At 40.8% G+C, this 26142-nt stretch carries 25 protein-coding genes; 22 read left to right on the top strand and 3 right to left on the bottom strand.

All coding sequences use genetic code 11. From position 1 onward, the window contains the following. Positions 1-8 precede the first annotated feature (8 nt). The 4 genes from ACFGVS_RS03645 to ACFGVS_RS03630 are packed head-to-tail and all read left to right on the top strand — an operon-like array spanning position 9 to position 1518. Positions 9-395, top strand: coding sequence for a DoxX family protein (locus ACFGVS_RS03645; RefSeq protein ID WP_439697502.1), 387 nt, complete (start codon positions 9-11; stop codon positions 393-395). Between the two features lie 25 nt (positions 396-420). Further along, entirely contained in the window at positions 421-810 is a 390-nt protein-coding gene (locus ACFGVS_RS03640) for a DoxX family protein (protein ID WP_439697501.1), read from the top strand. A 36-nt stretch (positions 811-846) separates the two neighbouring features. After that, complete coding sequence (locus ACFGVS_RS03635) at positions 847-1068, top strand: hypothetical protein (protein ID WP_439697500.1); 222 nt, start codon at positions 847-849, stop codon at positions 1066-1068. 57 nt (positions 1069-1125) lie between these two features. Continuing rightward, positions 1126-1518 carry a VOC family protein gene (locus ACFGVS_RS03630; RefSeq protein WP_439697499.1) on the top strand — a complete coding sequence of 131 codons (393 nt, stop codon included), beginning with the start codon at positions 1126-1128 and terminating at the stop codon, positions 1516-1518. Between the two features lie 106 nt (positions 1519-1624). On the opposite strand, the gene ACFGVS_RS03625 is transcribed toward ACFGVS_RS03630, so the two are convergent. Then, positions 1625-2164 (bottom strand): DUF4199 domain-containing protein, encoded by a 540-nt coding sequence (locus ACFGVS_RS03625; RefSeq protein WP_439697498.1) that lies wholly within the window; start codon positions 2162-2164, stop codon positions 1625-1627. A gap of 103 nt (positions 2165-2267) precedes the next feature. Then, positions 2268-2735, bottom strand: a complete 468-nt coding sequence (locus ACFGVS_RS03620; RefSeq protein WP_274213488.1) for a response regulator transcription factor — start codon at positions 2733-2735, stop codon at positions 2268-2270. A 226-nt stretch (positions 2736-2961) separates the two neighbouring features. Between ACFGVS_RS03620 and ACFGVS_RS03615 the strand changes: the two genes are divergently transcribed. The 12 genes from ACFGVS_RS03615 (at position 2962) to ACFGVS_RS03560 (ending at position 15857) form a co-directional block, all read left to right on the top strand. Further along, positions 2962-3252, top strand: a complete 291-nt coding sequence (locus ACFGVS_RS03615; RefSeq protein WP_274213489.1) for a hypothetical protein — start codon at positions 2962-2964, stop codon at positions 3250-3252. After that, positions 3249-3635 carry a response regulator gene (locus ACFGVS_RS03610; protein ID WP_090650835.1) on the top strand — a complete coding sequence of 129 codons (387 nt, stop codon included), beginning with the start codon at positions 3249-3251 and terminating at the stop codon, positions 3633-3635. Before ACFGVS_RS03615 ends, ACFGVS_RS03610 begins: the two co-directional genes overlap by 4 nt. After that, complete coding sequence (locus ACFGVS_RS03605; RefSeq protein WP_439697497.1) at positions 3616-4701, top strand: sugar transferase; 1086 nt, start codon at positions 3616-3618, stop codon at positions 4699-4701. The genes ACFGVS_RS03610 and ACFGVS_RS03605 overlap by 20 nt, the downstream gene beginning before the upstream one ends. A 4-nt stretch (positions 4702-4705) precedes the next feature. Continuing rightward, entirely contained in the window at positions 4706-5386 is a 681-nt protein-coding gene (locus ACFGVS_RS03600) for a TolC family protein (RefSeq protein WP_439697496.1), read from the top strand. A gap of 2 nt (positions 5387-5388) precedes the next feature. Further along, positions 5389-7548 carry a GumC family protein gene (locus tag ACFGVS_RS03595; protein WP_439697495.1) on the top strand — a complete coding sequence of 720 codons (2160 nt, stop codon included), beginning with the start codon at positions 5389-5391 and terminating at the stop codon, positions 7546-7548. Positions 7549-7762: 214 nt separating this feature from the next. Beyond that, on the top strand, positions 7763-9283 hold the full coding sequence (locus tag ACFGVS_RS03590; RefSeq protein WP_439697494.1) for an O-antigen ligase family protein: 1521 nt from the start codon (positions 7763-7765) through the stop codon (positions 9281-9283). Between the two features lie 4 nt (positions 9284-9287). Next, complete coding sequence (locus tag ACFGVS_RS03585) at positions 9288-9902, top strand: acyltransferase (RefSeq protein ID WP_439697493.1); 615 nt, start codon at positions 9288-9290, stop codon at positions 9900-9902. A gap of 11 nt (positions 9903-9913) precedes the next feature. Beyond that, positions 9914-11251 carry a lipopolysaccharide biosynthesis protein gene (locus ACFGVS_RS03580; RefSeq protein ID WP_439697492.1) on the top strand — a complete coding sequence of 446 codons (1338 nt, stop codon included), beginning with the start codon at positions 9914-9916 and terminating at the stop codon, positions 11249-11251. Positions 11252-11265: 14 nt separating this feature from the next. Further along, positions 11266-12486, top strand: a complete 1221-nt coding sequence (locus tag ACFGVS_RS03575) for a glycosyltransferase family protein (protein WP_439697491.1) — start codon at positions 11266-11268, stop codon at positions 12484-12486. A 52-nt stretch (positions 12487-12538) separates the two neighbouring features. Further along, positions 12539-13738, top strand: coding sequence for a glycosyltransferase (locus ACFGVS_RS03570; protein WP_439697490.1), 1200 nt, complete (start codon positions 12539-12541; stop codon positions 13736-13738). A gap of 23 nt (positions 13739-13761) precedes the next feature. Beyond that, positions 13762-14685 (top strand): glycosyltransferase family 2 protein, encoded by a 924-nt coding sequence (locus tag ACFGVS_RS03565; protein ID WP_439697489.1) that lies wholly within the window; start codon positions 13762-13764, stop codon positions 14683-14685. Continuing rightward, complete coding sequence (locus tag ACFGVS_RS03560; protein ID WP_439697488.1) at positions 14682-15857, top strand: glycosyltransferase family 2 protein; 1176 nt, start codon at positions 14682-14684, stop codon at positions 15855-15857. Before ACFGVS_RS03565 ends, ACFGVS_RS03560 begins: the two co-directional genes overlap by 4 nt. 157 nt (positions 15858-16014) lie before the next feature. Here ACFGVS_RS03560 and ACFGVS_RS03555 read toward each other — a convergent pair whose 3' ends face one another. Beyond that, positions 16015-16740, bottom strand: coding sequence for a glycosyltransferase family 2 protein (locus ACFGVS_RS03555; protein WP_439697487.1), 726 nt, complete (start codon positions 16738-16740; stop codon positions 16015-16017). 82 nt (positions 16741-16822) lie between these two features. Between ACFGVS_RS03555 and pbpC the strand changes: the two genes are divergently transcribed. From pbpC to ACFGVS_RS03525, 6 genes are all read left to right on the top strand, one after another. Continuing rightward, positions 16823-19213 (top strand): penicillin-binding protein 1C, encoded by a 2391-nt coding sequence (pbpC, locus tag ACFGVS_RS03550; RefSeq protein WP_439697486.1) that lies wholly within the window; start codon positions 16823-16825, stop codon positions 19211-19213. Positions 19214-19505: 292 nt separating this feature from the next. Beyond that, a complete protein-coding gene (locus ACFGVS_RS03545; RefSeq protein WP_274213500.1) occupies positions 19506-20219 on the top strand; it encodes a 3'-5' exonuclease in 714 nt (237 codons plus the stop codon). After that, on the top strand, positions 20219-21931 hold the full coding sequence (locus ACFGVS_RS03540; protein ID WP_439697485.1) for an ABC transporter ATP-binding protein: 1713 nt from the start codon (positions 20219-20221) through the stop codon (positions 21929-21931). Before ACFGVS_RS03545 ends, ACFGVS_RS03540 begins: the two co-directional genes overlap by 1 nt. Positions 21932-22329: 398 nt before the next feature. After that, positions 22330-24468, top strand: coding sequence for a ribonuclease R (rnr, locus tag ACFGVS_RS03535; RefSeq protein WP_439697484.1), 2139 nt, complete (start codon positions 22330-22332; stop codon positions 24466-24468). 104 nt (positions 24469-24572) lie between these two features. Further along, positions 24573-25547, top strand: coding sequence for a polyprenyl synthetase family protein (locus tag ACFGVS_RS03530; RefSeq protein WP_439697483.1), 975 nt, complete (start codon positions 24573-24575; stop codon positions 25545-25547). A 107-nt stretch (positions 25548-25654) separates the two neighbouring features. Beyond that, positions 25655-26059 (top strand): hypothetical protein, encoded by a 405-nt coding sequence (locus ACFGVS_RS03525; protein WP_439697482.1) that lies wholly within the window; start codon positions 25655-25657, stop codon positions 26057-26059. Positions 26060-26142: the final 83 nt, after the last annotated feature.

Raw genomic sequence — 26142 nt, 5'->3', positions numbered from 1 at the left:
TGACGGTTATGAGCGCGAAAACAATTAACATCACCTACCGGGTGTTAACAGTTTTGCTGGCCTTAGCTATGGCCGGCGATGGCCTTGGCGGAGTTACAAGGCAACAAGCAGGTATTGATGTGCTGCACCACCTGGGTTATCCCGTTTATTTTATGGTGATAGTGGGCACTGCTAAACTGCTTGGGGTAATAGCCATACTGCAAAACAAATACAAGACAGTTAAAGAATGGGCTTACGCCGGCTTTTCATTCACTCTTTTTGGTGCCATTGCGTCAAGGGCTTTTGCGGGCGATGCCATTAGTGAGTTCATTCCGCCAATAATCATGCTTGTATTTTTGTTTGCGGCCTACTATTTCTGGAAAAAGTTTAATCAATTAAAATCAACTGAATTATAACCAATCACACTAAAAACAAAATTTTATGAAAATCGCTGTAATTATTGTACGCACACTGGTAGCACTAATGTTTTTGTTTGCATCGGTAACCTATTTTGCCATGGTTTACTTCCATGCATTTACCATGCCTCCTGTAACAGGCAATATGAAAGTTTTTAACGATGGATTGGAAGCCTCGGGCTATTTAATGCTGCTTATAAAAATAACCGAATTGGTTTGCGCGCTGCTTTTATTATTTGGCAGGTACGTTGCACTCGCTTTAGTAGTTTTATTCCCGGTAATGTTAAATATTGTTTTAGTTAATGCATTTTTATCGCCATCGGGGCTTACTATGGTTATACCATTGCTGGCAGGCGTATTATTCCTGGCTTATACGCAACGGGAAAAATATGCTCCATTATTTACCGCAAAATAAACAACACATGCACACGGATTAAAAAATCAAGCTGTTATGACGGTAGAAGTTTTTAAAACCAATGTAAACAGGCGCAAATATGCCAAAGCATTATTGGCCGAAATCCACAAGACCTTTGCCGGCTATCACGCAAATTTCGATCTGGACGATTGCGATAACATATTGCGGGTGCAATGCAACAGCGGAACCATATGCGCTAATACGATGATACTTTTTTTAAAACGCTTTGGCTATCGGGCCGAAGTATTAACGGATTAACTTCAATACGCAAACAAAATCCGTTATGGTTAATTGTTATAATATAAAGAGAACATCATGTTAAAAGAAAGCAAAGCATTCAGCGGCTTTTCGGTAAATGATATCGGGAAAGCAAAGGAGTTTTACGGCAAAACATTGGGACTGGAAGTAAAGGATGATACCACAATGCCGGGGATATTGCACCTGGAAATTTCAGGCGGCAACGCAATTGTAATATATCCAAAACCCAATCATGAGCCAGCCACTTTTACTATACTTAACTTCCCTGTACCCGATGTAGAAAAAGCTGTAGATGAATTAACAGCGTGCGGCGTTAAATTTATAGTTTACAATCAAGAGAACTTCAAAACCAATGAAAAAGGCATATTTACAGCTGGCGGCCCAACGATAGCGTGGTTTAATGACCCGGCAGGCAATATCCTGTCGGTTATTGAAGAAACTAAAGGCTAAAGCTGCAAATCATGGAATTTGGTTAAAATAGCCTGAAGTCGTAAGCCCGGAGTCGTAAGAAAAAAGAGTTAAACTGACTTAGTACTTATAACTTCGGGCTTACGGCTTAACCGGCAGGCAAAATATTGTTTGTGGGCTTCTTTTTTAATATTAATGCAGCAACAACGGCTATAACTAACCCTACGGGCAATATTTCCACATAAGTAAATAACATTATAAAAACGGGATTCTTATACATTTGCTTGTATGAATCCATTTTAGCAGTCTCATCGCTCAGTTCTTTTGCGCTTGCTCCGGCGGCCTTAGCTTCGGCAAGCACCTGGGTTGCATACCTTTCCATAAAATCGGGCATAAAGTTGTAGTAAATTATCAGCCAGCTAACTACATAACAGGTAGATGCGATAAGCGCGATGTAAAGCCCTATCATAAACCCTTTCCCAAAAGTTATCTCGCCGCCGTTATATTTATCCCGGTAGTTTTTAACAGCTACAAATATCATGGAAAAAGCAATAAGCATGGTAGCATATCCTAAGTACATGCTGCCATTGGTGTGCCCATTGGCATAACACATTGCCATGGTAACAGCCATCAAACCGGATACTATTGCACCAGCAATTAATCCAAAAACGATTACATTTTTTTTCATTGTTTTAAGTTTAAATTTCTGGTACAAATTTGGCGCTTTGGGTTTACAACGCGGTCATACTTTAGGGTGATTTTGCTTAAATCATACCAAAGTACCAATATTATCAGGCAATGATACCCAGTTTCTTAGCTTTATCAACGGCCTGGGTACGGCGCTCAACTTCCAGCTTTTCAAACAAACGCGACGAATGTGTTTTAACCGTATTTAAAGATAAAAATAAGCGGGCGGCAATCTCCTGGTTACTTAAGCCATCGGCCATTAACTGCAACACCTCCATCTCGCGCTTACTTAAATTAAGTTGGGTTAACGCGGTTTCGTTTAAAACAAAATTATCATTGGCATAAATATAAACCTCTTTTTCAACTTGTATGGTTTTAACTTTCGGCGAACTTAATTTTAATGCCAGCCAGATGCCAAGGGAAGTAAAAACAACGGCGATGGCGCCAATATAAATCTCGAATGCATGATCTATTAAAATAAACCGGTATTCCAGCCATTTCATTAAAAACAGCAGTACAGCCAGCGAACCACCATACATGATGATATGCTTATTTTTTGAAAACTTATTCACGGCCTTTTAATGTTGCTTATTGCCAAAAATATAAAATATGCTGATAAAATATCCCCCGCCCATTAAACTCCTACTTAATTGAACAGGTCGCGTCAGGAAATTTTTTTCCCATTTTAAAAGCGGTCTCCCAAAGTGGGAAAAAATTCCTCAACAGCAGGACATATTTGGCCATAATAATTCAAATACAACCATAGCAATCCTTTAATTAAAACGAACAATATAAATAATGGGCTTGTTAACAAATAAAAACATTATTGGTGCTTATGGTAAATTTTTTATCCGTATTTTCGGTACAGTAATTGCCAAAGTGCACATAAACTGGTTAACCAGCATTGGTTTTTTGGGGAATATCAGTAAAAAACAGAACATTAAACCTCTTTTTAACGTATACCTGATCATTTTGCAAACCAATAAAAAATATAGGAATTTGTATATAATTAAAGCCATACAGGCCCCTGAAATTATTAGTTTACGTGTTTTAACCGCTTTAGAGCTGATTCCCAAATTAATCATATGAAGAAAACGTTACTAATTGTCGATGACGATTTAAGCATATTAAAGTTACTTAGTTTTATACTCTCAAAAGATTACAACTGTGTTGTTAAGAACAACGGCATTGAGGCTTTTAGCTGGCTGGAAGAAGGGCACCTGCCCGACCTGATCCTTTCCGATCTTCAAATGCCTTATTTTGATGGCCAGTCATTTGCTAAAAATGTAAAAATAAGTGGTTTTTACCGCGATATCCCGGTATTGCTGTTGTCTGCAGCACATGACCTGGATGAGCAGGTGAGCAATATGCCATTCAAAATTGACGCTTACATGCACAAACCTTTTAAGCCGAACGAACTCAAATCAGCAATTAACCAACTTCTACAAGTTTATGAATCGACAAACGTCTGATTGGAACGAAAATTCCGGCTCGCACATCAGGATCGCTTACGCGGGGTTGGAATTAAAAGACCTCATATTAAGCGGCCTTAATAATTTTAACATTATTTGTAATGATACTATCACACAGCTTGATGTTTATCTTGGTGAGCAATCTATATTAACCGTACCAGACATTATCCTGATAGAGATCGATACCGAAGGCAAATGCTTTGCGCTGGTTGAATCGATAAAAAGAAGCTTTTTACTTAACGGGTCTATTATTGTTCTGCTGTCAACCAAAAACGATAAAAACCTTAAGCAAAAGGCGCTTCAATTAAGAGTGCACGATTATTACAGCGTCCCGTTTTCTGTTGATGACTTGCGCGAAAGGCTTAATTTTCTGGTAACTTTTAAGCTGATAAAACCAAAGCTTCTTGAGCTATCAAAAGAGGTTGATACCACGTACAAGATGCCTTTGGGAAAACGTATTATCGACCTGGTTATATCATGCTCAATGCTTTTCTTCCTGTCGCCAATTTATCTGCTTGTAGCGATAGCGATTAAATTGGATTCAAAAGGCCCGGTATTTTACAAGAGTAAGCGCGTTGGTACGGGATACAAGGTGTTTGATTTTTATAAATTCAGATCGATGCGTACCGATGCCGATCAGTTATTGGCCAAGCTATCTACCGAAAGCAACCAATATGCCAATGAAGGCGGCGCCGGCAAAGCAGCTTTTGTAAAAATAAAAAACGACCCGCGCATTACCAGGCTCGGTAATTTTTTGCGCAACTCCAGCCTCGACGAGCTTCCGCAGCTTTTTAACATCCTCAGGGGCGATATGTCGGTAGTAGGTAACCGTCCTTTACCTGTTTACGAAGCGGAAATGCTTACATCTAATGAGTGGTCGATGAGGTTTTTGGGCCCGGCTGGCCTTACCGGCTTATGGCAGATAAGCAAACGGGGCAAAGAAGACATGTCTGAAAGAGAAAGAAAAAAACTGGATAATTTTTATGCTCAAAAGTATTCTATTTGGTTAGATTTACGGATAATTGCCGGTACCATACCGGCCCTCTTTCAAAAAGAAAAAGTATAAATTAATGAACAAAAATATAGTAATAGTTTGCTTTTTGATATCCATTACACTGTTTTACAGGCAGGTACGCGCCCAGGAAACTTTCATAAATACTGTAAACATGACATACCTGGATAAGCTGATAGCAACAGCAAAAAAGAATTATCCGGAAGTAAAATCAAGGCAAAGCCAGGTTAAAATAGCCCGCAGCACGTACAATCAAACAAAATTTGCCTGGCTGGATGGCTTAACGGCTTCGTACATTTACAGTCCGCAAAATTTAGTTAACCAGGCCAAACCAAGCATATTCAAAGGGTATCAGTTAGCAATAACGCTTAATATAGGCCAATTACTTAGAAATCCGGCCAGTACCAATATTGCAAGTGAATCCTTTAAAATAGCACAGTACCAGCAGGCCGAGTATATGCTCAGTCTTGAAGCACAGGTAAAAAGAAGTTATTTTACTTATTTGGCTGCTATGGCCGAATTAAGGCTTCGCTCGGGTGCGGTAACAGATGCCGGCACGGCCGTTAAACAGCTTAAATATGCCTTTCAAAAGGGGGAGACTACATTCCAGATTTACAATGAACAACTAACCACGTATTACAATCAAAATGCGTTTATGTTGCAGGCAGAATTGGCCACCTGGACAGCAAAAACAAACCTGGAAGAACTATTGGGGATTAAACTGGAAGATATAAAGTAAAGATGGAGTTAAGCTTTTTTTTTAAATTATTAAAAAAATACCGGTTAGTACTCATTTTTATACCGCTTATCGCAGGTATAGGTACATTTTTTTTGGTTAAAAAACTGCCCGATACCTATATTTCACATGCGCAAATTGCTACAGGTATAATTGATGCATCGCGGCACCTGCTGGATAAGGATGCAAACGCAAGTATACAGGCCCAACAGGCATTCAGCGAGTTTAGTAACCTGATGGCCATCATGAAGCTTAAGAAAATAGTTAGCCAGGTTTCCTATTCGCTAATTATACATGACTTAAAATACCCCGCCTATCCGTATAGCAAACCAAGCCAGATGCTTTCCGAAATGGCTGAATATGAGCGTGATGCCGCATTAAAGCTTTTTGAGTACAAATTCAACCATTTTGAACCACTGTTGCTTTACAACAAACAGGAGCGCATTTTGAACGATTTGTTGCACTCCATGAAATATGACGACGCGTCATTACGCAAGGACCTGATTATTTACCGGGACGAAGACAGCGATTTTATAACTGTAACTTATGATTCGGCTAACCCGCAATTATCCGCAGATGTTGTTAATATACTATGTACCCAATTTATTAGCTACTATACCCAAACCGTAAAGAAAAACCAATCAAATGCCGTTTCATTTTTATCCGAGCTCTTGGTTCAAAAAAGAAATGCTCTTCGGGATAAGACAGCACAATTACAAAAATACAAGATAGACAACGGTATAATTAACCTTGAAGAACAATCAAGAGCTGTTTTTAGCCAGATAATTAGTTATAACGATAAAAAACAGGATGCCGAAAAAGAAATAGCGTCATACGAAGGAGCCTTAAAGAAAATTGATGGCAGGTTTGAGCCAGGCGACAGGAGATATTTCGAGTCGGTATCAAGCAAAATTAATCAGACTATTACTGCAACACAGGACGAACTTCATGCTGTTCAGAACAAATATATCCGCAGCAATTACGATCCTAAGTACAAACCCTCGCTTGATTCGCTTCAAAAATCATTGTCGGCTCAAATTAACCTTTCATCAGATCAATATATAACGAATCCGCTTACGCATAAGGACGAATTGGTTAAGCAGAAACTGGCGCTTGAAATAACACGCGATCTGGCCAAATACAGCATTCAAACAATTAACGCAGAGCTGGCCGATTTGAACGCCAAATTTGCACGCCTTGTTCCGTTTGATGCCAAAGTAAAAACTTTCGATTTTGACATCAATATTGCCAGCCAGGAATACCTTGATGTTTTAAATAAATATAACGCAACCAATCTTAAATCCAATTTCAGCATTGAACTGATACAGGTCGAAAAAGCCGAGCCCGAAGCCCCGCAACCGTCAAAAAAAATGCTGCTAATAGTTATAAGCGTTGTGGTAACGCTATTTGGGTGCGTGTTTGTGTTGTTCCTTATGTTTTATTTTGATAATACCATAAAGGAGCCTGCCGAACTTGTTAATAAAACCCAGTTGCCATTACTTGGCTACCTAAACAGGATACCTGGCACCGACCTTGACCTCAGGAAACTTTGGGATATTGAAAACCGCGATAAAATGCAACAATACAAGGATTTGCTGCGATCTGTGAGGTTTGAAATTGACCAGGAATTACGTGGAGAAAAAGTTATTGCAATTACCAGCATAAGCCCGCACGAAGGAAAAACACTTTTTTCTGCAAGCCTGGCCTACTCCTATGCCATGATCAATAAAAAGGTTTTATTAATTGATGGAAACTTTGAGCGGCCGGATTTAACAAATGCACTGCACCCGTTGTTGTTTTTAGAGGATTATTTTAAAGACAATCCGCACAGCAGTATCGAAATAAACAGCAGCGTAGCTACTACGCTGGGTAACCATGGCAATGATGTTACGTTGCTGGAAATTGCCGACGAAGCCTTTATTAAAAACCGCTTTGACGATTTAAAGTCAAAATACGATATTATTATTATTGATACAGCCCCGCTAACAGCGTTAAATAAATCAAAAGAATGGCTCCTGTTTGCTAATAAAACTATTGCCATTTTTGAGGCAAATAAAGAACTGACCAATGCACAAAAACCTCACCTGGTATTTTTAAAGACGCTGGGCAGCAAATTTGGCGGGTGGGTGCTTAATAAAACAACTGCAAATAAAAAGAGAACATAACCCTGTGTAAGGCATTTGCCGGTTTATTTTCCAACCAGGGAAATTTTAGCTTTAGTATTATGAGAATAGATCCCATTGAAGCAAAGCGAAACCCATTTGAAGATTTAACACCGCTTCAAAACAAGTCGCGCAAAGCGGCAATCACAATAGCCTTTATCGGCGTATTTGTATGGGCAATTAAAATTTTGTTTTTGTAAACCTTTGGCCATAGCAGATGCAGCGCGAAACAACCAACAATACTAACGTGAACGAAGCATTTGGAAAAAGGCTGCTGCGCCAAAAGTTTTCAAACCCGTTTGTGCTTATATTTTTAGTACTCGCCGCGTTGTTTGTAAGCGTTGTTGTTTATAAGCTTGGCATTATTGGTGCAGGCGCCATTATGGCCCTTATTGCAGGCGTACCTATTTTGGTTGGTATTGTTGCCTATCCAAAATTTGGGATAACGGTACTTATAGTAGCGTCGTTTTTTATCAACTACATTTCGGAATTTTTGCCCGCACAGGTACCTATAGGCACTTTACTTGATGCTATAACCTATTTGCTTATCCTGGGTTTTTTTATCAAACAAAAAAGCGAAAACGACTGGAGTTATTTTAAAAACCCAATCAGTATTGTAATTATATTGTGGCTGATATACAACCTGCTTGAGGTAGCCAACCCATCTGCTGCATCGGTGCTGGCCTGGATTTATACTGTACGTACAGTTGGCTTTATTATGCTCATGTATTTTGTGTTTGTTTATCACATTCGTACGGTTGGTTTTATAAAATATTTGTTTAAGCTGTGGCTTGTGCTCGATGTTATTGCCGCCATTTCGGCATTTCAACAGGAGAAATTTGGTTTTCTATCGTTTGAAAAAAAATGGCTTTACTCCGATCCGCAGCGCGTAAGTTTGTTGTTTATAAACGGCCACATGCGCAAATCGGGTATTTTTTCTGATCCGGTTACATTCTCCTATAACATGGTTATTGGCGCCTTACTTTGTATCGCGCTCATCATGAGCAATATAGATATTCGCAAAAAAATAATCCTGGGCTGTATGGCCATATTTTTTCTCACCGTGATGCTTTATTCGGGCACCAGGGCCGCTTACGTTTTGTTGCCGGCCTCATTGCTTATTTTGGCTGTGCTGAATTTTAACCGCAAGGTACTTATCGGCACCCTTGTTGCCGGCTTAATGCTTGCTTTTTTGATTGTAATGCCCACTTCAAACCCGGCGATAAAAAGGTTCCAATCGGCTTTTAGCCCATCTAAAGATGCATCGTATAATGTGCGGGCCGAAAATCAAAGAAAAATAAAGCCATATATATTATCGCATCCAATAGGTGGCGGTCTGGGGTCGGTGGGTGTTTGGGGCCGGCGCTTCGCCCCCAATTCTATGCTGGCCAAATTTCCGCCCGACAGCGGATACGTACGCGTAGCTGTCGAGATGGGCTGGATAGGCCTTCTGTTGTTTTGTACCCTGTTTTTTGTGGTATTAAAAAACGGTATTAATTTCTTTTTCCTGATTAAAAACCCCAGGCTTAAAAACTACTGTATGGCCATGGTGCTGGTTATATTTGCTTTTAACATAGGCAATTTTCCGCAACAGGCCATTGTACAATATCCATCCAATATTATTTTTTACTTATCTATTGCCATTATTGTTGCCTGCATGCGGTTAGACCTGGAACAACAAAAAGCCATGGTAACCGGCAGTAATCCAAATACAACAGCATTAACCGAATTGAATTGAGCCGATGTCGATAATAACCACCATAAAAACAAACCCAAGGTTAAAAAAATTAGTTCACTGGATGCTGATACCAACCGGCGAATCGAGGCCAAGGCGTTGGGTACGCTGGTTTATTACGCCATTTTATTATCCGCGCGGCAAGGGGGCTGTGGTAAGATATTATGCGCGGCTGGATATTTTTCCATTTAACAAATTCTCGTTAGGCAGTAAAAGCATTATCGAAGATTTTGCAACCATCAATAATGGTGTTGGCGATGTTATCATAGGCAACAATTGTGGCATCGGTATCAGTAATGTAATCATTGGCCCGGTTACCATGGGCAATTATGTAATGCTGGCCCAAAACATTGTTATTTCGGGCTTAAACCACGGGTACGAAGATGTAACACTTCCTCCGCGGGCGCAAAAAGTAGTTACCAAACCAATAATCATTCAGGATAATGTTTGGATTGGGGCCAATTGCGTGGTCACCGCGGGCGTAACTATTGGCAAGCACGCTATAATTGGCGCGGGCAGCATTGTCACCAAAAATATACCCGATTATTCGGTAGTGGTAGGCAACCCGGCAAAAGTTATAAAAAGATACAATTTCACAACAAATTGTTGGGAAAAGGCGTAACAAAACAAAGCATGCGGTTTATACAAAAGCTTATTAATAAGCATACACTTTCGTTAGCAAGCAACGCTATTATGCCTGTTTTGGGTATGGCCATACTGGGGTTAATGGCACGCCATCTTTCGAAACCCGACTTTGGCGATTACATATTTTTCCTGGTGGTATTTAACCTTGCCGATACGTTCAGGACCGGCTTTTTGCAAACATCACTTATAAAATACTATGCAGGCGCCAGCCCGCAAAGGGCAGCAAACATAGCAGGATCTGCCTGGTATATTGGTTTAACAATAGTACTCACTTTTGGGTTAGGTAATTTATTATTGTTTTTTATTCTTTCGTACACAGGCGCAAGCCCTAATATGTTCCTGATAACAAAATGGCTTGGCATCGTTTATCTATGCTCGCTTCCAACTACAATAACCACCTGGATATTACAAGCCGAACAACGTTTTGACAGGCTGTTTTTGGTGCAGTTAATTAACCAGGGCGGCTTTTTTCTTTTTATATTATTGCTTATTTTATCTGGTTATATCAGTTTACAAAATTCAATTTATTGCTATTGCTTAAATAGTATTATCAGCAGCTTACTTGCAATTTTTACCGGCTGGTCAAAAATAAAAGCAATGGGTAGTAAAAGCTGGGCATCAATAAAAGAGATGGCACACTTTGGCAAATATAGTGTTGGCACATCAATCAGTTCCTATTTGTTGCGCAGTTCAGATACCATTATCATTAAAATGATGTTCCCGCCTCAATTACTGGCCGTATATTATATCCCGCAAAGGCTGATGGAAATATTTGAGATCCCCTTAAGGGCCTTTATCGCTACGGCATTGCCTGTTATGTCGGCCTCGGTACATCGCGACGACAAAAAGCATGTAGCCTATATTATGAAAAAATACGCAGGAATGCTTACAATCGCCCTGATACCTGTAGCCATACTCTCCTTTTTACTGGCCGACCTTATTATTGGCCTATTATTTGGCAGCAGTTACCAGCACTCTGATGCCGGCAACATTTTCAGGATATTCATGTGTTTTGTTATGCTGCTTCCTATTGATAGATTTTTTGGGATAACATTGGATATTATCGGGAAACCGCAATTAAATATGATAAAAGTCTTTATCATGTTAACCATCAATGTATTTGCCGATTTTGCTGGGATATTCATTTTTCATAATTTATATGGCGTGGCCATAGCATCAATTTTTACTTTCTTTTCGGGGGCTATTTTTGGTTACTGGGCCCTTAAAAAGCATTTACAGTTTTCTGTTAAGGACATGTTTTATTTAGGATATCTTGAACTGAACGAACTTATCAGTACATCGTATAAAAAAATCAGGAACAGGTAAACAGGCAATTTAGTATGGAGCTTAGGAACCGTAATATCATCATATTTTCACAGATGCAGTTTGATGGCCGCCTGGAATCAACAAACTACACTTTGGCAAAGTACCTGGCTAAAAACAATAACGTATACTATGTAGACAGGCCCTTTACCTGGAAAGATTATGTGAAGTATAAAGATACACCGGCTTTTAAAATCAGAAAGCCGCATTTCTTCTCCCCTTCCGATAGCATTATCCAAACAGAGATACCCAACCTTAAAATAGTGATTTGCCCGCCGGTGCCATCTATTAATATGCTGCCCGAAGGGAAAATATATCGCCTGGCCGTAAGAATGAATGAATTGATTGTTGCCTCACGATTAAAAAAGGTAATAAAACAATTTAGCATCAACGATTACATTTACATCAACTCCTACAACTACACCTACCCCAACTTTCATGATTTAATAAAGCCATTACTTACGGTTTACCATTGCGTCGATCCGCTGATTGAGGTTTACCAAACCAGGCATGGTTTAATATCCGAAGACATTATTGTTAAAAACGTAGACCTGGTAATTTGCACCAGCAAAGAATTAAGAAACAAAAAGCTTAAGTTAAATCATAACTCACATCTTATTCCAAACGCGGCAAACATTAACCATAGCCAAAAAGCGCTCGACCCGGAGTTGCCTGTCGCAGCGGTTTTATCGGGTATTGGCAAACCAATAATAGGATACTTTGGCAATATTGAGCGCCGGGTTGATTATAATTTGCTTAAAGAATTATTAGACCAAAACCCGGACAAGAATTTCGCTTTTGTAGGTCCCGTGGATAGTAATTATGCCGATATGTCGGTATTTGAACGGCCCAACGCTTTTTTAACGGGAGCAGTGCCTTATGAGCAAATGCCCGCGGTTTTAAAAGGTTTTGATGTAGCTATTATTCCTTTCAAAAAAGATGAGGTAAGCAGTTCTATATTCCCCTTAAAACTTTTTGAATACCTTGGCTCGGGCAAACCAACGGTATCATCTAACTTTAATACCGATTTAAAAGAATTTACAAAGGATATTGTTGCTTATTGCAAAACTGCCGGAGAATTTACCATCGCCATAAACGAGGCTTTAAATGATACGCCTGAATTGCAGAAAAAAAGACTTGCAGTGGCCGCCGAAAACACATGGGAACACAGGGTTGTTGAAATAGAGAAACTTTTGGCACTAAATTTAGAGCTTAAGCTTAAAGCGATAAATCAATAATAACGCAACTTTTTTATTAAAATACAGTAAAAGTTATAAAACATAATAAACAATGGAGATCATTAAGTTTGTTGCTTCGGTAATCATGTGGGCGGCTTTTATATACCTGGGGGTATATTGCCTGTACCTTTTTATCTTCTCGGTTTTAGGGAAACTGGTACCTATAAAATATCCTCCCGTCGCTACTTCATTAAGCAAATTTGTTATCTACATCTGCGCTTACAAAGAGGATGAAATTTTATTAAATTCTGCAGCGAACGCCTTAACGCTTGATTACCCTACCGATAAATTCCATGTATGTGTCATAGCCGATTCGCTGAAGCCCGAAACTTTGGTAAAGCTAAGGCAGATGCCATTGCAGGTTGTTGAAGTGTTTTTTGAAAACAGCACCAAATCAAAAGCGCTGAACAAAGCCATTGAAAATACGGTGCCCGGATTTGACGCGGCCATAGTTTACGATATCGACAACGTTGCAGCGCCAGACTTTTTGTACCAGATAAACAACTACCTGCAGGCAGGCGAAAAGGTGGTACAAGGCCACAGAATAGCCAAAAACAGCAATACCAAGGTAGCCGTGCTTGATGGTATAAGTGAAGAGATTAACAACCACATTTTCAGGAAGGCGCAACGGGTGTTTAACCTTTCGGCGGCTATTATTGGTTCGGGAATGGCGCTGGAATATAGCTTATTCAAGACAACCATGGGCCAGATTGACGCTGTTGGCGGCTTTGATAAAGAAATGGGCCTGATACTTACCCGCCAGAAAATTGGCGTTGCCTATGCCGAAAAAGCATATGTATATGATGAGAAGGTAAGCAACCCCGAAGTATTTAAAAAACAGCGTAAAAGATGGCTTTCGGCCCAGTTTAACCTGTTACGTAAGTATGGCATGAGCGGCTTTAGCGAATTGTTTTTACGGGGCAACTTTGATTATTTTAACGAAATATACCAAATGTCGATACTACCGAGGGTGCTGATGCTGGGATTGATGCCTTTTATGTTATTCATTTCCTTATTCCTGTGGTGGTTAACGCCGGGCATAGGGCCATCATGGCAATTGTGGGCGCTTGCAACCCTGTGCTGCTATGTTGGTATTCTGGCTGCCATACCAGGCCCTTACTTTAACATCCAATTACTGAAAGCGGCTCTTAAGCTGCCGCTGATATTTTTCACTATGTTGTTGCTGTTATTCAAGTTAAAGGGCGCCAACAAAAAATTTATACATACCACACATGACCATACTGCTGCTTAGTAGTAGGTACATTAACAGCATAGATGAAAAAAGTATCTGTTGTAACCGTAAACTTTAACCAGCCGGCAGTTACCGAAGAGTTGCTGTCATCCATAGAAAAAACGAATACCTACGCCAGCCTGGAGATAATTGTGGTTGACAATGCCAGCAAAATAAACCCGGTACCCGGGTGGCTCGTAACGTACCCCGATATCAAATCTATCCGGTCGGATGCTAACCTGGGTTTTGCGGGTGGTAATAACCTGGGCATTAAACAGGCCACGGGAGATTATATTTTCCTGGTTAATAACGATACTGAATTCACACCGGGGCTGATAGATGGCCTGGTAGACACTTTGGAAACATATGATGATGTAGGTATCATTTCGCCCATGATAAAATATTACAGCGACAAGGGTTTAATTCAATACGCCGGCTATACGCCCATGGATTATTGCACCTGCCGCAATAGTTGTATTGGATTGAAGCAAAAAGACCAGGGGCAGTTTAATCATATTATTGGGCCAACAGCCTACTGCCATGGTGCGGCCATGATGATTAAAAAAGAAGCAATTGACAAAGCCGGGCTCATGGCCGAAAATTTTTTCCTGTACTATGAAGAGGTAGACTGGTGCGAGATGATCAAAAGAACAGGTTACCAGGCCTGGGTAAATACCGATGCATTGATTTATCATAAAGAATCGATATCTGTGGGCAAAAAAAGTAAGCTCAAGGAATATTTTATGAACCGCAACCGCATTTTGTTTACGCGGCGTAATGCCCCTGCTCACAAAAAAATATTTTTCTTTATTTATTTCCTGTTGCTGGTGGTACCGCGCAACGTAATAGCTTATATAAAAAACAAAAATTACGCTTTTATACCCATGCTTTTTAAAGCAGTGTGGTGGAATCTGACTCATTCAAAAAACAGCAGCAACTTAGGTTATCCTATAAATACTATAGCATGAAAATAATTTTACTGTTAAGCCTCATTATTGTGTTTTACACATTTGCAGGATACGGCATCCTTTTATACTTTATCATTAAACTGAAAAGAATAGTGAGAGGGCCTAAAAAACCGGTAGCCGAAAACCTGAACGCGCTCCCTACCTGCACCCTGGTTGTGGCAGCTTATAACGAAGAGTTTTTTATAAAAGAAAAAATAGCCAATAGCTTGTTGCTTAACTACCCGGCAGGTAAATTGAAAATAATTTTTATAACAGATGGCTCGTCTGATAATACGCCTGACATTATTGGCGGGTATCCCCAGATCCGGCTTTTGCATCAGCCGCAGCGCGCCGGCAAAATAGCTGCCGTTCACCGCGCAATGGAGTTTGTAGATACCGAGGCCGTAGTTTTTACCGATGCCAATACCTTTTTAAATAAAGATGCGCTCATAAAAATTTGCAGGCATTACGCCGACCCGACCGTTGGCGCGGTTGCCGGTGAAAAACGAGTACATATTGACGAAAATGCCGATGCAAGTGCCGCCGGTGAAGGGTTTTACTGGAAATATGAGTCGGCACTTAAAAAGTGGGATTCTGAATTATATTCGGTTGTTGGCGCAGCCGGCGAACTGTTCAGCGTAAGGCGGTCACTTTATTTACCGGTACCGGCCGATACGGTATTGGATGATTTTATGATATCTATGCTGATTGCCGAAAAAGGTTACCGCATTGTTTATGAACCCGAAGCCTACGCCACCGAAACCGCATCCGCAAATGTATCCGAAGAGCTAAAACGGAAAATTCGCATAGCTGCCGGAGGTATCCAATCCATATTGCGGTTAAAAAGTTTGTTTAATCCTTTTCCCTATCCAATCCTGTCGTTCCAGTACATCAGTCACCGGGTATTGCGGTGGACGGTTACCCCCTTCCTGCTCATCCTGTCTTTTATTTTAAATGTGGTACTTGCTTGTGAACCCGGCGCAACCGGATGGCAGTTACTGCTGTTTGCCCAGGTGCTATTTTACATGTTGGCATTTTTAGGTTATATTATGGAGAAAAAGCAGTTGCGCATAAAGGTATTGTTTATCCCTTATTATTTCTGTGTGATGAACTACGCTGTATTAGCCGGCATCATCAGGTATTTTACAACCACACAAAGTGCTGTTTGGGAAAAAGCCCAACGCCGCCAATAACAATTATTGATGATGTTTTAATAAGTCGGCAGCATTTAAATTGATTTTAAAAACCGTGTAAGCATTGTTTGCAAAAAACCGCACAAAAATTGTATTTTTTTGAAATAAACTTATCAAAAAATGTGTGATTTGTGCATTCTACTACTATTTTTTAAAGCTATTTACTTTTAAACAGCCCGTATTTTAGTATACAGTATATAGCTCTCACGCCATCCTTCCACCCTATTTTCTTTCCTTCTTCATAAGTACGGCCATAGTAAGAAATCCCTACTTCATAAATCCGGATTTTAGGCACCCTGGATATTTTGATGGTAACCTCCGGCTCAAACCCAAAGCGTTTTTCGGTAAGGGGGATTGCCTGTATTAGCCTGGTATCAAACAGTTTATAACAGGTTTCCATATCCGTAAGATTAAGGTTACTAAACATGTTTGATGCAAAGGTTAGCCACCTGTTGCCTATGGTATGCCAAAAAAACAAAATACGGTGCGGATTGCTCCCCATAAACCTGGATCCGTAAACAACATCTGCAAAACCGTTGATTACTGGTTTCAGCAAATCGTTATATTCAGCTGGATCGTACTCTAAATCAGCATCTTGTATTATAAGATATTCACCGGTTGCTTTTGAGATACCGGTGTGCAGGGCGGCCCCCTTGCCCTTATTTACATCGTGTTTAAAGTACTGGATATTTACATCCGTGTTGGATTGTTGGTATGAACTAATGGCAAGTTCCGTGTGATCTGTTGAACAGTCGTTTACAATAATAACTTCTTTTTGGATATCATTAGTCAGGTTAACCGCTTTAATTTTATTCAAAATTAAATGTATGGTGTTACCTTCGTTATAAGCCGGGATAATAATTGAAAGTTTTTGTATGCCCATTATCGTTGTTTATCAAAAAATCCGGTTTCGGATATGGTAGTGATATAAAGCTTAGTTATATCTTTATTGAAAATATTATTTAATGCAAACTGTGTTAAAACGGATAAAAATCTGCTTAAAAAAATCAAAAGTAATATTTCTGCTTGTATTCCTGTTCGTTTTAACCGTGTTGTTTTGGTTTTGTTTGCCAAAACCATTATTTAAAAACCCTACTTCGTACGTAATTGACGATAATCAGGGTCAATTACTCGGTGCATCTATAGCAAAAGACGGCCAATGGCGTTTTCCCTATAATGATAGCGTACCAGAAAAATTCAAACAATGTATCATTGCTTTTGAGGATAAACGTTTTGAAAACCACCCTGGCTTTGATATTCTTGCTTTTGGGCGCGCTATCAAACAAAATCTGAGCTCAAAAAAAGTAACCAGCGGCGGCAGTACAATTACTATGCAGGTAATAAGACTGGCTACCAAACACAACCGCAACATCTGGAATAAGTTACTGGAAATTTTTATGGCGCTCCGGCTCGAACTCACCTACAGCAAAAAGGAAATATTAGCCCTTTATACCAGCAATGCGCCATTTGGCACCAATGTTATTGGCCTGGATGCTGCCTCCTGGCGCTATTTCGGTCGCAGCCCTGATAAACTTTCCTGGGGCGAAATGGCAGCAATGGCGGTATTGCCCAATGCGCCGTCATTAGTACATCCCGGCAGGAACAGACAAACATTGCTGAACAAACGAAATAGGTTGCTTAACAGATTATATAAGCAGGGTGTTATTGACAGTATAACGGCCGAATTGGCAAAACTGGAACCCGTTCCTGAAAGGCCCATGCCGCTGCCCTCCCTTGCTCCGCATTTACTACAGCGTTTTAAAAATGATTATGACGCCAAACCCATAGGCGACACACGTATCCGTACAAGCATCCACTCGGGCTTACAACAGCAGGTTAACGATATATTGGAGCAACATCACCAGGTTTTAAAAGCAAACGACATTAACAATATAGCCGCTATTGTGCTGGATGTTGAAACCGGCGAAACACTGGCTTATGCCGGTAATATTACCCATCATGAAGACCCACAAATGGAAAGCGATGTAGATGTGATTGATGCCCCGCGCAGCCCCGGAAGTACGCTAAAACCACTATTGTATGCTTCCGCAATACATAATGGGTTGATATTGCCTAACAGTTTACTGCCAGACGTACCAACATTAATAGCCGGCTACCACCCGGAAAATTTCGACATGGGGTATGATGGCGCTGTACCTGCCTCCAAGGCTTTGGCAAGATCACTGAACATACCAGCCGTAAAACTACTGCAGCAGTATAAATTCGAGAAATTCTATGACTTTTTGCACAAAATTGGCATCACCACCCTATCCAAACCGGCAAATCATTATGGATTATCGCTGATATTGGGCGGCGGCGAAAATACGCTTTGGGAACTTACAGGCGCTTATGCGGATATGGCCAGGGTGCTTAATCACTATGATAAATACAATGGTAGTTACGATCCTGAGGATTTTCATAACCCGGTTTATAATAAACAGGATATTAAGAAACCTGATCTGGAAAAATCGGGCCTGCTTGATGCGGCTTCTATCTATAGTACTTTCCAAGCCATGGAAGAAGTGATGAGGCCGGGCGAAGAGATGCTATGGCAGCAATTCAGTTCCAGCCAGCGTGTAGCCTGGAAAACGGGAACAAGCTTTGGCTTTCGGGATGGTTGGGCCATTGGTGTTACACCAAGGTACGTGGTAGGTGTTTGGGTTGGTAATACCGATGGCGAAGGCAGGCCGGGTTTAACCGGTATTAACGCCGCTGCCCCTGCCCTGTTCGAGATTTTTAGATTACTGCCTGCATCAAAAGACTGGTTTGCAATGCCAACCGGCGAAATGGTAAAAATTGACGTTTGCAGGCAAAGCGGCTATCGTGCCGGGCAATACTGCCAGGATATTGACCAGGTGCTGGTTCCTAAAACCGGCTTAAGGGCACCTGTTTGCCCTTATCACCAGCTTGTTCATCTGTCTGCCGATGGGCAATACCAGGTAAATGGTAATTGCGAACCACCCGATCAAATGCTTAACAAAAAATGGTTTGTACTGCCTCCATCTATGGAGTATTATTATAAATCCCGCAATTATCAATATCATGTACTTCCACCTTTCCGGGCAGACTGCGCCCAGACAGAGAATGGAAATACCATGGAGATAATTTACCCCAAGGATGGCGCAAAAATATACATTCCCCTTGAAGCCGATGGTGCCCGCGGACGGATGATTTGTAACGCAGCACACCGCTTGCCGGGCATGAAAATATTCTGGCATCTGGATGATCAGTATATGGGTACTACCAAAGATTTTCACCAGATGGCTTTAAACCCTCCGCCAGGCAAGCATATACTTACCCTGGTTGATGGCAATAGTAATACCGTTAATATTGGATTTGAAATATTGAGTAAGTAAGTGAGTGGTGAGTGGTGAGTGGTGAGTGGTGAGTGGTGAGTGGTGAGTGGTGAGTGGTGAGTGGTGAGTGGTGAGTGGTGAGTGGTGAGTGGTGAGTGGTGAGTGGTGAGTGGTGAGTGGTGAGTGGTGAGTGGTGAAAATTATTTCTGCGAAATAATTTTTAAAGAATTATCCCAGCTATCGAGCGATTTGTTACGCATTAATAAAATTACAAACGTATAACCTAAAACGTACCACGTAAAACCTATCAAACTAAAACATTCATTATATTGCTCCATAAAACTAACCCACGATGCTTGAGCAGTATGACCTGCATAATTTATTGGTAATTGATATTGAAACTGTGCCGCAATATGGTACACATGATGAAGTGCCTGAGCATTTTAAAAAGCTTTGGGAGGTAAAAACGCAATATCAGCGTAAAGACGAAACACCCGAAGAATATTACCAACGCGCGGGTATCTGGGCCGAATTTGGTAAGATAGTATGTATATCCGTTGGAGTTTTCACTAAGGGAAAAGAAAATATAGGTTTGCGGGTTAAATCGTTCGCGGGGCATAATGAAAAAGAATTGCTCATCAACTTTTCGGCTTTGTTGTTTAGCCAGCCTGCTAACCTGGTTTTGGTGGCCCATAACGGCAAGGAGTTTGATTATCCATATATCTGTAGGCGTTTGTTAATTAACGGGCTTCCTTTTCCGCCCCAGCTACAACTTGCAGGTAAAAAGCCCTGGGAAATTATCCACCTGGATACCATGGAGCTATGGAAATTTGGCGATTATAAAAATTTCACATCATTAAGCTTGCTAACGGCCATTTTTGATATTCCTACTCCAAAAGACGACATTGACGGCAGCATGGTGGGGCACGTTTACTGGAACGAAAACCAGCTTGACCGGATTTGCATCTATTGCCAAAAAGATGTAGTTGCTACCGCCCAGCTGATAAGGCGTTATCGCGGCGAAGATTTAATAAAAGACGAGATGATAACTATAGTTGGCCAATAATGCTGAAAGTAAAAAACCTGGGGGTTAGTTTTAAAACCGGAGATGGCTTATTTAAAGCTGTAAAAAATATTTCCTTTAACTTACAAAAAGGCGAAACTATTGGGATTGTAGGTGAATCCGGTTCGGGTAAATCAGTTACCTCACTTGCTTTGATGCGGTTGTTGGATGCGGATAAAACCGTTATTACCGGGGAGGTACTTTTAAATGAAAGTAGTTTGTGCAAACTATCCGAGGCTGATATGCGCGACATTCGGGGCAACCGTATGGCCATGATCTTTCAGGAGCCCATGACATCGCTTAATCCAGTGCTTACCTGTGGCTTCCAGTTAACCGAGGCTATCCGGCTACATTTGGGATTGGGCAAAGCCGAAGCCAAAAAGAAAACTATCGAGCTTTTTAACGAGGTACAACTCCCCCGCCCTGAAGCTATTTTTGATAGCTACCCGCACCAAATTTCTGGTGGCCAAAAGCAACGGGTGATGATAGCTATGGCCCTATCCTGTAATCCGGAGATATTAATAGCCGATGAGCCTACCACCGCGTTGGATGTAACCGTACAGAAAACTATCATAGAATTACTGCTCTGCCTTAAAAAAGCGCGCCAAATGAGCCTGATCTTCATTTCGCATGATCTGGGGGTTATTAAGGAAATTGCCGACCGGGTAATGGTGATGTATAAAGGCGAAATTGTTGAGGAAGCCAATGCGCCCGACTTATTCGATCATCCCAGTCACCCATACACCAAAGGCTTATTAGCGTGCAGGCCATCACCAAATCAACATTTAAAGAAACTGCCGATAGTTGCCGATTTTTTTGATGCAGAAAATATCCAAAATAAATCATCGGTCACTATAGAAAACATCAGGACAATGTATCATTATCCTGATGCTGAAATAGAAGCAAGAAGGATACAGCTTTATAAACAAGAACCCTTATTAAAGATTAATCACCTTTCAACCTGGTTCCCGGTTAGTACGGGCTTGTTGGGCCTGTCAAAAAAAGTGGTTAAAGCAGTAAATAATGTAAGTTTTGAAGTTTATCCCGGCGAAACACTTGGCCTGGTCGGCGAATCGGGTTGCGGAAAAACAACGTTAGGCCGTACCATTTTAAGACTGATTGAGCCCACAGCCGGTAATATCAGTTTTGAAAATACAGATCTGCGCAGCTTAAAAAAGAACGACCTGCGCGAGATTCGGCGCAATATCCAAATCATTTTTCAGGATCCTTATTCATCTTTAAATCCTAAATTAACCGTCGGTCAATCCATCATGGAGCCTTTGCAGGTACACCAGTTTTATGCCAATAATATCAAACGCAAAAAACACGTATTGGAATTACTGGAACGGGTAAATCTGCTGCCCGAACATTTTAACCGTTACCCGCATGAGTTTTCAGGAGGTCAGCGGCAACGTATAGTGATAGCACGGGCACTGGCACTGCAACCTAAATTTATAATCTGCGACGAATCAGTGTCGGCGCTTGATGTGTCTGTACAGGCACAGGTGCTTAACCTGATACGCGAACTACAGCAGGAGTTTAAACTCACTTACATATTCATTTCGCATGATCTTGCCGTTATTAAACACATATCCGACAGGATGATGGTAATGAATAAAGGCGAAATTATTGAAACAGGTTACCCGGACGATATTTATTATAGACCAAAGGAGGAGTACACCAGGAATTTAATAGCCTCTATACCGCAGGGGTAATGGCAGAGGGCAAACGCATCTAAGATGGGTTAACATAACTTAACATATTTCAGATATTTAATTTATAAATATCTGAAAATAAACATTTTATAATTTTACATGGTTAACATTAAATTGAGATTTCCCGTAATTTAGCGTATCGACATTTTGTGCTTGTTGTTGATCAAAACAGCGCCAAATTCTTAATATCTTAAGTTATGCAGTCTATCAATCCAAAAATTCGTGAAATTCGATAAATTTAGCCGGATTGTCAGGAATTCGTGTCTAACTCAAAAAATGGGCTCCCACTGATCGAGCAAATTCACTACCTCAAATTTAAAATCGATTTCCCTAACCCTGTCTTTTTCGCCTTCACCCCCAAACACCAAAAATCTGTATCTTAGCGCAAATACTTTTGTATGTCTAAAAAAAAGAAAAATAATTCTTCTATCGTTCAGGTACTCACCCAAATGGTACTTGATGTATTTGAACAAAACGGCAATACGCCACTTAATTATAAACAGGTTTCTGCAAAATTAAACGTCCGCGATCCCGAATCGCGCGAGATTATATTTGATATTCTAAAAGACGAGGCTTTTAAATCTGTACTGAAAGAGGTTTCGCCCGGCAAATTCCAACTACTTGAACTAAAAACATTTATGGAAGGCCGTGTCGATCTGACGAACGACGGCTCGGCATTTATAGTTACCGATGATGAGTTGGAAAGCGACATTTTTGTTGCCCCGCGCAAGCTTCGCAATGCTTTGCATGGCGACCGCGTTAAAGTTTACGTATATGCCATTAGCAAAGGCAAACGTAAAGAAGGCGAGATCATCGAAATACTGCAGCGCGCCAAAATGGAATTTACAGGAATTGTAAAGCTATCTGAGCGCTTTGCATTTTTCATCCCAGATGACCGTAAAATGATGCATGACATTTTTATCCCGATGAGCGAGCTCAACGGTGCTAAAAATGGGATAAAAGCAGTTGCAGAAATTACCGACTGGCCGGCTGAGGCCAAAAACCCCATTGGAAGGATAAAACACATTTTAGGTGCACAGGGCGAGAATGACACCGAGATGAATGCCATCCTTGCCGAATATGGTTTTCCGTTATCCTTTCCGGCCGAGGTTGAACATGAGTCGGAGGAGATATCGGATGTGATCACCCCAGAAGAAATTGCCCGCAGAAGGGACTTCAGAGATATCACCACGTTTACTATCGATCCATTTGATGCCAAGGATTTTGACGATGCATTATCGTTTAAAATACTCGAGAATGGCAATTACGAAGTTGGTGTGCATATCGCCGATGTATCGCATTATATCATTCCTGATTCTGCCCTCGATAAAGAAGCATTTGATCGTGCTACTTCTGTTTACCTGGTTGATCGGGTTATCCCTATGCTGCCCGAGCGCCTTTCAAATGGCCTGTGCTCGTTGCGCCCTAAAGAAGAAAAGCTATGTTTTTCGGCAGTTTTTGAACTGGACGCGAATGCATTTATCCAAACCGAATGGTACGGCAAAACCATCATTTACTCAGACAGGCGTTTTACGTATGAAGAAGTTCAGGAAGTAATAGAAAACAAAGAAGGCGATTTTAAAGACGAGATCCTTAAACTAAATGCCTTAGCTTATAAACTACGCGACCGTAAATTTAAAAACGGCGCCATCAGCTTTGAAACTACCGAGGTTAAATTTAAGCTTGATACAGCAGGAAAACCAACCGGTGTTTATGTAAAAGAACGTAAAGATGCCCATAAACTGATAGAAGATTTTATGCTATTGGCTAACCGTAAGGTTGCCGAGCATGTAAGTAAAATGGGCAAAGGAAAACACAAATATACCTTTGTTTATCGCGCACATGATTCACCTAAACCAGATGCATTAGCCAATTTTGCGCAATTTGCTGCCAGGTTTGGCTATAAGATAAACACTAAATCGGATAAAGAAACTGCTAAATCGTTAAACTTCCTGATGGAAGATGTGGAAGGCAAAAAAGAACAAAATGTACTTACCCAACTGGCCATCAGGTCGATGGCTAAAGCTATATACACCACAAAAACCAGCAGCCACTACGGTCTGGCATTTGACCATTATACGCACTTCACCTCTCCTATTCGCAGGTATCCGGATGTAATGGTACACCGCCTGCTATTCCATTATTTAAACGGCGGACAATCGGTAAATGCAGAACATTACGAAAAGCTATGTTCCCACAGTTCGCAAATGGAAAAGAAAGCAGCTGACGCCGAACGCTCATCTGTTAAATACAAACAGGCTGAATACCTGCGCGACCAGGTTGGCAACACTTTTACAGGTATTATCTCGGGCGTTACCGAATGGGGAATGTACGTAGAGATCATCGAAAATAAATGTGAAGGCATGATACGCCTGCGTGATATATCCGATGATTTTTATACTTTGGACGAGAAAAACTATTGCATCATCGGTCAGCGTAAAAAGAAAATTTACCAGCTGGGCGATGAGGTGAAAATCAGGGTTAAAAACGTTGATCTGACCAAGAAACAAATTGATTTTTCGTTAGTACAGGATTGATATTGAGTTGATTGGTTGATTGAGTTGGATTAAGTTGATTGGGTTTCGGTAACGCTATCAACTTAACCCAACTCAATCAACTTAATCAACTGTTAACTACAAAAATGAAACAACTTACAGAACTACATGCCATGGTGAGCAAGGCTGTAGACGAACTTACTTTTCCGGCATATCCTACCGATCTTTACGAACCTATAAGCTACATACTTTCGCTTGGCGGTAAGCGCTTGCGCCCTGCCCTGCTGCTAATGGCATGCGACCTGTTCGGCGGCGATGTGGAAAAAGCGATAGAGCCTGCCCTGGCCATCGAAGTGTTCCACAATTTTACACTGATGCACGACGACATTATGGATAAAGCTCCCTTGCGCCGCGGTAAAATTACAGTACACGAAAAATGGAACGCCAATGTAGCCATACTATCCGGCGATGCCATGATGGTAGAAGCCAACAAATTCATGATGAAGGTTGATGATGCTATTTTGCGCCGGGTAATGGATGTTTTTAACGAGACAGCCACAGGTGTATGCGAAGGCCAACAAATTGACATGAGCTTTGAGCAGCGCAACAATGTACAGATAGACGAATACGTGGATATGATTCGGCTTAAAACCGCTGTGTTATTGGGCGGCACTTTAAAAATAGGCTCTATTATAGGCGGCGCTACAGTAGGAGATGCGCAATTACTGTACAGCTTCGGCGTAAACCTTGGTATTGCCTTCCAGTTGCAGGATGATATATTGGATGTTTACGGCGACCCGGAAAAATTTGGTAAGCAGGTTGGCGGTGATATACTATCCAATAAAAAAACATATCTGCTGATAAAGGCGCTTGAACTGGCAAAAGACAGCCAGGCAACCGAACTTGAAAAGTGGCTAAATCTTGAAGAATTTACTGCCTCCGATAAGGTTGCAGCGGTAACAGCTATTTACGACAGTTTGAACATCAGAAATTATGCAGAAGATGCGATGCAAACCTATGCAGAAATGGCTTTTAATGCCCTGGATCAGATCAATCTGTCGGAAGATCGCCGCCAGTATTTAAGGCAGTTTGCCGATAATTTGTTGGTGAGGGAGTATTGATTATATTTAGGGAATGAAGAAGGTGAATATGACGGTTGCATCCTAACATAAAATACAATTTTGCCAAAATTATTTATTTAAGTGGCTTAGGCAAAAGAAGACAAACTATGAAAAAAATCGATCTTGTATCTGACTTTCAGAAAATATCGATCGTACAGATCCGAGAGGCTTACTTCAGGGAGCGTACAGAATCTGGAGAGTTAGTATTTGAAGTTGTGCTTTGGTCAGGATATTTCGGAATGATCTTAGATCTCTATCCTGACTATCAAGAATTACCGCGCGAAAGTATCATATACAAATATCGCTGGTCTGCTGACTATGAGTTTGACACTTGGGGTGATGAATTTAACGGGGAGGTGCAGGTGGATCGACTTGAAGAATTCTACGATCATATGAAATCTCTCGTTATTACAGAAGAATTAAATGCGCAAAAAGAATATAATGCTATTCTTGAAATATGTGAATCGGCGATAAAGAATAAGAACAAACTATTCTTTATTGCCGATTATTAATGTTGCCGAAACCCAATTTTCTACAATATTTGTATATACCCTGTTGGCGTATCTTGAATAGTGAACTCTTATGGTTGACTTGA

The organism is Mucilaginibacter sediminis (assembly GCF_051903035.1).
In the GTDB taxonomy this organism is placed as follows: domain Bacteria; phylum Bacteroidota; class Bacteroidia; order Sphingobacteriales; family Sphingobacteriaceae; genus Mucilaginibacter.
The sequence above is the reverse complement of the archived record's forward strand: the minus strand, read 5'-3'. Positions and strand labels throughout refer to the sequence as shown.

What these genes read in the sequence shown, in the direction of transcription:
- pbpC (WP_439697486.1), top strand. Translation starts at nt 16,823, where the DNA reads ATGCAAACTGTGTTAAAACGGATAAAAATCTGCTTAAAAAAATCAAAA.
- ACFGVS_RS03610 (WP_090650835.1), top strand. Translation starts at nt 3,249, where the DNA reads ATGAAGAAAACGTTACTAATTGTCGATGACGATTTAAGCATATTAAAG.
- ACFGVS_RS03615 (WP_274213489.1), top strand. Translation starts at nt 2,962, where the DNA reads ATGGGCTTGTTAACAAATAAAAACATTATTGGTGCTTATGGTAAATTT.
- ACFGVS_RS03595 (WP_439697495.1), top strand. Translation starts at nt 5,389, where the DNA reads ATGGAGTTAAGCTTTTTTTTTAAATTATTAAAAAAATACCGGTTAGTA.
- ACFGVS_RS03540 (WP_439697485.1), top strand. Translation starts at nt 20,219, where the DNA reads ATGCTGAAAGTAAAAAACCTGGGGGTTAGTTTTAAAACCGGAGATGGC.
- ACFGVS_RS03565 (WP_439697489.1), top strand. Translation starts at nt 13,762, where the DNA reads ATGAAAAAAGTATCTGTTGTAACCGTAAACTTTAACCAGCCGGCAGTT.
- ACFGVS_RS03600 (WP_439697496.1), top strand. Translation starts at nt 4,706, where the DNA reads ATGAACAAAAATATAGTAATAGTTTGCTTTTTGATATCCATTACACTG.
- ACFGVS_RS03630 (WP_439697499.1), top strand. Translation starts at nt 1,126, where the DNA reads ATGTTAAAAGAAAGCAAAGCATTCAGCGGCTTTTCGGTAAATGATATC.
- ACFGVS_RS03560 (WP_439697488.1), top strand. Translation starts at nt 14,682, where the DNA reads ATGAAAATAATTTTACTGTTAAGCCTCATTATTGTGTTTTACACATTT.
- ACFGVS_RS03590 (WP_439697494.1), top strand. Translation starts at nt 7,763, where the DNA reads ATGCAGCGCGAAACAACCAACAATACTAACGTGAACGAAGCATTTGGA.
- ACFGVS_RS03635 (WP_439697500.1), top strand. Translation starts at nt 847, where the DNA reads ATGACGGTAGAAGTTTTTAAAACCAATGTAAACAGGCGCAAATATGCC.
- ACFGVS_RS03625 (WP_439697498.1), bottom strand. Translation starts at nt 2,164, where the DNA reads ATGAAAAAAAATGTAATCGTTTTTGGATTAATTGCTGGTGCAATAGTA.
- ACFGVS_RS03645 (WP_439697502.1), top strand. Translation starts at nt 9, where the DNA reads ATGAGCGCGAAAACAATTAACATCACCTACCGGGTGTTAACAGTTTTG.
- ACFGVS_RS03575 (WP_439697491.1), top strand. Translation starts at nt 11,266, where the DNA reads ATGGAGCTTAGGAACCGTAATATCATCATATTTTCACAGATGCAGTTT.
- ACFGVS_RS03640 (WP_439697501.1), top strand. Translation starts at nt 421, where the DNA reads ATGAAAATCGCTGTAATTATTGTACGCACACTGGTAGCACTAATGTTT.
- ACFGVS_RS03525 (WP_439697482.1), top strand. Translation starts at nt 25,655, where the DNA reads ATGAAAAAAATCGATCTTGTATCTGACTTTCAGAAAATATCGATCGTA.
- rnr (WP_439697484.1), top strand. Translation starts at nt 22,330, where the DNA reads ATGTCTAAAAAAAAGAAAAATAATTCTTCTATCGTTCAGGTACTCACC.
- ACFGVS_RS03530 (WP_439697483.1), top strand. Translation starts at nt 24,573, where the DNA reads ATGAAACAACTTACAGAACTACATGCCATGGTGAGCAAGGCTGTAGAC.
- ACFGVS_RS03605 (WP_439697497.1), top strand. Translation starts at nt 3,616, where the DNA reads ATGAATCGACAAACGTCTGATTGGAACGAAAATTCCGGCTCGCACATC.
- ACFGVS_RS03545 (WP_274213500.1), top strand. Translation starts at nt 19,506, where the DNA reads ATGCTTGAGCAGTATGACCTGCATAATTTATTGGTAATTGATATTGAA.
- ACFGVS_RS03585 (WP_439697493.1), top strand. Translation starts at nt 9,288, where the DNA reads ATGTCGATAATAACCACCATAAAAACAAACCCAAGGTTAAAAAAATTA.
- ACFGVS_RS03555 (WP_439697487.1), bottom strand. Translation starts at nt 16,740, where the DNA reads ATGGGCATACAAAAACTTTCAATTATTATCCCGGCTTATAACGAAGGT.
- ACFGVS_RS03570 (WP_439697490.1), top strand. Translation starts at nt 12,539, where the DNA reads ATGGAGATCATTAAGTTTGTTGCTTCGGTAATCATGTGGGCGGCTTTT.
- ACFGVS_RS03580 (WP_439697492.1), top strand. Translation starts at nt 9,914, where the DNA reads ATGCGGTTTATACAAAAGCTTATTAATAAGCATACACTTTCGTTAGCA.